Origin of the sequence: Candidatus Alcyoniella australis, from assembly GCA_030765605.1 — a bacterium.
Lineage (GTDB): Bacteria > Lernaellota > Lernaellaia > JAVCCG01 > Alcyoniellaceae > Alcyoniella > Alcyoniella australis.
On sequence record JAVCCG010000155.1, the window covers coordinates 1 to 5,813 of the forward strand.

A 5,813-nucleotide genomic window follows, 5' to 3' on the forward strand; every position below is an offset into this window, starting at 1 on the left:
AACTTGCGCGACAGGGGAAAGCAGTATATGAACATCGCATGGAGCCAAATCGCGATTACCAAGTAATATCAACGACTATACGCGCTTCGTAACCTATACGAAATCTGTGATTTGAAATCCCAATTCGTATGCAACACCTCACGTAAAGTATCATGGAATAGCCCACAAGTGCTTGATTAGCAGCAATAATCATCGATTTTTGGGCAAATCACAGATGTAAAGTAATTTCTTACTAAAATGCCCTACCCGCCTTGAAAAAGCACATGATTTACGATCAGCGGCTTTTACCCGCAGCACCCCGAATCGTCGTCATCGTCTCGGACTGGCAGGACAGCTTCAGCGCCGCCAAGCTTGAGGCACAGCCGCTGGAACCAAACGACTACCTACGCCATCCGGCGTTCGACATGCTGCTGCCGCTGGCCGCCCTGGGCGGACCGATCGAACGCATCACTGCGCTGCTTAACCCGATGACCCAGCGTGGCGGCCAGGGGCTGATCGACCTGAAGTTCGAGCATGCGGCGCGCTACGGCCTGCTCGAGCTGAGTCATGCGCCGCGCAATGGCCCAGCGTACGCGTGAGCCCGCGCTGCGCCATGCGAGCCGCCCAAAGCCCGGGCGTGCTTGCAATCGATCCTGTCAAACGACGCTGACGGTTTCGCTTTAAACCGAATATTGTTTAAGATGCGTTTCTCGTACCTCGGACAAGAACAAGTCCTTTAAAAAACCACGACAGGAAAACCGGTGCATATACCAATATATGACCCATTGAATCAAGCGTTGTATTTCGTAATTCCCGGTCAAGAGCAATCGAATCCGTTGCGGGGCGAACGCCACGTTTTCGTCTGCGGTGCATTGCAAAACCCGGAAAAGCTCGGCGCGCTGTTGGGCCGATCCCCGGCATTCGCGCCCGCCGTTGTTAAGGGCTATCAGCGCGGCAGCGAAACGATCGGCGGCGTTGACGTGGCGTTCATGCTGCCCTCGACCGATCCCGTGGCCGTGCTCACCGGCGTGGTCTGGCTCGATCTGTCCGAGCAAGACATTGAGCTGATCGAGGGCCTGGAACTGGCCGGAGATCTGCGGAAACGGATCGTGATCGAAGCTGTCTGCGGCGAGCTGCGGCTCAAGGCGTTTACCTACGTCAAAGCCTGAGGATCGTTGACTTGCACACCTTCCTGGAAAACCTGATCCGCCTGCGTCGGCGACTCCTCGACCTTCGGGCTGGGTTCGTTCGACCACCGTACGATCTATCCGGCGCTGCTCGAACGCCTGCTCAGATTAAAATACGGCCCCGCGTCCGCCCAGGTGATCAACGCCGGCGTCCCAGGATATACATCGTATCAGGCGCTGCGCATGCTCGAAGATGTGGTGCTGCCTTGTTCACCGGACATCGTCTTCATCTACGTGGGCAATAACGACTCGATCGGCCATTACGACAGTGAGAGCAGCGTCAAGCTGAACACCCGGCTGTTGCGTACCCGCCTGGTCCTGCGCCACATGGCCCTCTACCGGCTGCTGCGGCTGATGGTCGTCAGCGACCCGGTGCAGACCGTGGCTCAATCGGTCGACCTAAATCCGGCAGGACGCGCCTCCTCGCAGATGAACGATTTATTGCGAGACATCGCGCTGGATCAGGATGTGCCGCTGATCGATATTGCCAGGCTGTTCCGCGCAAAGGACAGCGATCAGCGCGGGCTGGTCAGCACGACCTACTTCGCCGACTTCGTCCATCCCAATTCCAAGGGACATGCACTGATCGCCAAAGAGCTATTTTATACCTCTATCAAGTTGAGCGGCCACAGGTTGCGGCGATAGGCAAAGCCTCAGTCCGGCTAAGCCGTTTTCTGCTCGGGCAGACGTGCAACGGCCACACAGAGCAGCACCAGAGAAGCCAGGGAGGCCAGCGGAAAAACAATCAGTGAAATACTAAATGACGCGAGGGAACTGATCACCCCGATCAATAACGGCAACAGTATTCCGCCACCCGGGACCGAGGCTTTAACAAGGGCCATCACTGTTCCTGGGTCGTCGCACCAGCGCAAACCAGCCAGGCAAAAGATCAGCGGGCTGACCGCGCTGATCGCCAGTCCGCAGAGGAACACCGCGACCAACGTCAGCCTTCCAAGGTCGACGAAATAGAGCACTCCGAACGCCACGACGCAGGCGGCCAGCGCAACCTGTAGATAGCGCACAATCATTGACTCGCGTATCAATACGCCCGAGAGCAGCCTGCCCGCCAAGATTCCGGCGAGAAAAATCACCAGACCGATCTTGGCCATCTGGATCGAGCTACCACGCAGATCAACGAGAAAACTGGTCAGCACGCCCACGGTGCCCAGCTCGACTCCCGCCGCTGGAACGGTGGCCAGGAACAACAGCAACAGCCCCCGCCTATGCGTAATCGAGGGATAGCCCCTGCGAAGATCGGGGCTGCGCGCAGGACGCGGGCGCTGTCGCGCCAGCAGGTAGAACACGGCCAATACCGCCACCGATACGCCTGCCTGAACCATCGACCTGCGCCAGTCCAGTTGCAGAAAGATCAGGTAGAGCGCAATGGCGGCCATACCAAAGGTGATGAAAAAGTGGTTGACCGCGATGTATCGGCTTGGGTTGCGGCGATGCACGTCGAGCAACAGCGCGTCGGATACACCCTCGTAGGTCCCCGCTCCCAGGCCGACGAAAACAATCACGATCAGGTTGACCCAGAAAATCGGCGATAGATAAAACAGACTGAACGCTGCTGAGAGCAGCAGGCTGCCCACGAACAGCAAGCGGGTTTTACTGTACCGATCCGCCATCCAGCCGCTGACCAGCACGGCCACGAGAAAGCCCAGATACTTGGTGGAGATCAACCAGCCGATCTGGCTGGGCGACAACCCCACGTCCTTGGCCGCAGCCCCGACGATCGCCAATGCCACGCCGATGAAAAACATCGAGGCGAACGAGGCACCGGTCAGCGGCAGCGAGCCGCCCAGGAAATTGCGTCGCTCGCCGTCTGGGTTCATGACACGCGGTTTATCCGACCGCGCCGCAGCCCGATCATGGCACAGGTCGCAGCAGCACCCTGGCGGGCGCACCGTCTGCGCCAACGATCTTCAGCGGCAGGCAGATCATCTCGTACTCGCCCTGCGTAACGCGCGACAGGTCGAGCCCCTCGATCAGCCAAATCCCCGCGCCGAGCAGCGCCAGGTGGGTCGGGGAATCCTCGCAATCGAAACCCTCCACCGACAGGTAGTCGATTCCCACCAGCCTTACTTCCGTTGCCGCCAGCATGCGCGCCGCGGAATCGGATATGTAGACGTAATCGGTGGCGAACGAGTCGCGTTGCCACAGTTGATCGCCGCCCCGAGTCTTGAACAGTAGCCGCTCGCCTTTGCGCACCCCGTGCTTTCTTAGCTCCTCGACCTTGATCGATTCGGTGTCCGCAATCTCGATCACGCGGGCCCTGCCGATCAGCACGTCCAGCGGCGCCTGATCCACCGATTGGCCGTCGCGGATGAAGTGTCGCGGCGCGTCCATATGGGTCGCGCTGTGGGCGCTGATCTGGATCTGCGTAAGATTCAGCCGGTCACCCTTGTCCATGTCCAAAACCTTGCTGATCTTGACCAATGGATCGCCGGGCCAGCTGGGCATCTTGTCACGCAGACCGACGGTTACGTCGATCCATCCGCTGCTGTCGATCGTTGTCGCCATCGCCTGCTCTCCGCAATTCTGTTGCGGGCTAGTATACATCCGCGGTCCGCTGATGTTGCAAAACAGGCTGTCGTGTCGTATGAGTGCTGTTTTTAAAGGAACGGAGAGAATCGATGGGCGGCGCAACGGTTTATCGCACATGTTGGATCTCCGAGGCGGATGCCTCGGCTGTGGACAGCGAGCTGCGGCTCGCGGGCTGGATCGAGACCTACCGTGATCACGGAGGATTGGTCTTTTTTCATTTACGCGATGGCTCGGGCCGCATCCAGTGCGTGGCCGACCCCGAGCTGCTTACGCCGCAGGAATGGCAGCAGGCCAGCTCCCTGCGCGCCGAATGGGTCGTGGCGTTCCGCGGCAAGCTGCGCCGGCGTCCGGCGGGCACCGAGCGCACCAGCCTGGACAACAAGGAGATCGAGCTGAGCATCGAGGGCCTGGATGTGCTCTCGCGCTCGCGGGCGCTGCCGTTCAAACTCAGCGATACCGATTCGCTTTCCGAGGAAGTGCGGATGGCGTTTCGTTACCTCGATCTGCGCAACGAGCGGATGCAGCGCAACCTGCGTCTGCGCTCCAAGTTGATTAAATCCCTGCGCGACGGGCTCGATTCCCGCGATTTCTGCGAGGTCGAAACGCCGATCCTGGGCAAGAGCACGCCCGAGGGCGCGCGCGACTACCTGGTGCCCAGCCGGATCCACCCGCGCTCGTACTACGCCCTGCCCCAGTCGCCGCAACTGTTCAAGCAACTGCTGATGATCGGCGGGATTGAACGCTATTTCCAGGTAGCGCGCTGCTTTCGCGACGAGGATCTGCGCGCCAACCGTCAGCCCGAATTCACTCAGCTTGACATGGAGTTAAGCTTTGTCGACGAGTCGGACGTGATGAACCTCACCGAGTCGTTGGTGCGCGAGAGCATGGTGCAGGTCGGGCAGCCCGATCCGGGCGAGTTTCCGCGCCTGAGCTACGCCGAGGCCATCGACCGCTTTGGCAGCGACAAGCCCGACGTGTCCCCTGGCATGGAACTAATTGAGATCACAGAGGCATTGCGCAACACCGAATTCAAGATCTTTCGCAAGCTGATCGACGAGGGCGGCGCTGTGATGGCGATCCGCGTGCCCTCCGAGCACACGCTGTCTAAAAAGCAGATCGAGTTGATCCGCGATTATGCCGAAGATGCGGGTGCATCGGCGCCGGCCTGGGGTCACGTACGCGAAGGTAAGTTCGTGTCACAGCTGGCAAAATACTTCTCGGACGAGGAGCGCGCGGACATGGTCCGGCTGCTCGAGCCGGGGACCGACGGCGACCTGATACTGTTCCAGGCCGGGTCCGACCCGCTGCAAGTCAGACGCAACCTCGGCGAGATTAGGCTGATCGTGGCTGACCTGCTTGGGCTACGTAACCCCAAGCGACCGCTGCACTTTTGCTGGATCACCCACTTTCCGCTGCTCGAGTTCGACAGTGCCCGCACACGCTTCAAGGCGATGCACCATCCCTTTACCCAACCCGACGACTGCGCGGCGCTAAATAGCGATGATCACGAGGCTTTACTGTCGATCAGCGCACGGTCCTACGATCTGGTGCTCAACGGCGAGGAGATCGGCGGCGGTTCGATCCGCATCCACGACCCGTTGGTCCAGCGGCGCATATTCGAGGTGCTGAGCATCCCGGACGAGGAAGTGTCTAAAAAGTTTGGGTTTTTCCTACGCGCGCTGGAATACGGCGCACCGCCACACGGCGGCATCGCCCTGGGCCTGGACCGTCTGGCGAGCATCATCGCCGGGGAGGATTCAATCCGCGACGTGATCGCCTTCCCCAAGACCCAGAGCGCCTCGTGCCCGCTGACCGGCGCACCCACACCCGTGACCGGCCGCCGCGACCTTGGGATTTTCTAGCACGATTTCCAGTAGTATACGCCCAAAGTTAAAGTAGCGCCTCAAGTGCGTTTTTTTGCGGTTTTACCCGATATTTCCGCTATTAATCAGATACTTAACAACGAGCCCTTAGTAAAATACTTTAGGACTTGCATGCGAATTGGGATTTCAAATCACAGATTTCGTATAGGTTACGAAGCGCGTATAGTCGTTGATATTACTTGGTAATCGCGATTTGGCTCCATGCGATGTTCATATA

The 5,813-nt window shown here is 59.2% G+C and carries 5 protein-coding genes and 1 pseudogene; 4 read left to right on the plus strand and 2 right to left on the minus strand.

What is annotated here, in order from left to right:
* Window positions 1-263: 263 nt before the first annotated feature.
* The 3 genes and pseudogenes from P9M14_18455 to P9M14_18465 all read left to right on the plus strand — a co-directional run bounded on the left by P9M14_18455 (window position 264) and on the right by P9M14_18465 (window position 1,811).
* The gene (locus P9M14_18455) at window positions 264-578 is read left to right on the plus strand and encodes a hypothetical protein (protein MDP8257733.1); all 315 of its coding nucleotides are present in this window, start codon (window positions 264-266) and stop codon (window positions 576-578) included.
* A 237-nt stretch (window positions 579-815) separates the two neighbouring features.
* The gene (locus tag P9M14_18460; protein ID MDP8257734.1) at window positions 816-1,148 is read left to right on the plus strand and encodes a gamma-glutamylcyclotransferase family protein; all 333 of its coding nucleotides are present in this window, start codon (window positions 816-818) and stop codon (window positions 1,146-1,148) included.
* Window positions 1,149-1,202: 54 nt separating this feature from the next.
* Window positions 1,203-1,811 (plus strand): annotated as a pseudogene (locus P9M14_18465) (SGNH/GDSL hydrolase family protein).
* Window positions 1,812-1,828: 17 nt separating this feature from the next.
* On the opposite strand, the gene P9M14_18470 reads toward P9M14_18465, so the two are convergent.
* Complete coding sequence (locus P9M14_18470) at window positions 1,829-3,001, minus strand: MFS transporter (GenBank protein MDP8257735.1); 1,173 nt, start codon at window positions 2,999-3,001, stop codon at window positions 1,829-1,831.
* A gap of 34 nt (window positions 3,002-3,035) precedes the next feature.
* On the minus strand, window positions 3,036-3,689 hold the full coding sequence (locus P9M14_18475) for a cyclase family protein (protein ID MDP8257736.1): 654 nt from the start codon (window positions 3,687-3,689) through the stop codon (window positions 3,036-3,038).
* 113 nt (window positions 3,690-3,802) lie between these two features.
* Between P9M14_18475 and aspS the strand changes: the two genes are divergently transcribed.
* Complete coding sequence (gene aspS, locus P9M14_18480) at window positions 3,803-5,575, plus strand: aspartate--tRNA ligase (protein MDP8257737.1); 1,773 nt, start codon at window positions 3,803-3,805, stop codon at window positions 5,573-5,575.
* Window positions 5,576-5,813 lie beyond the last annotated feature (238 nt).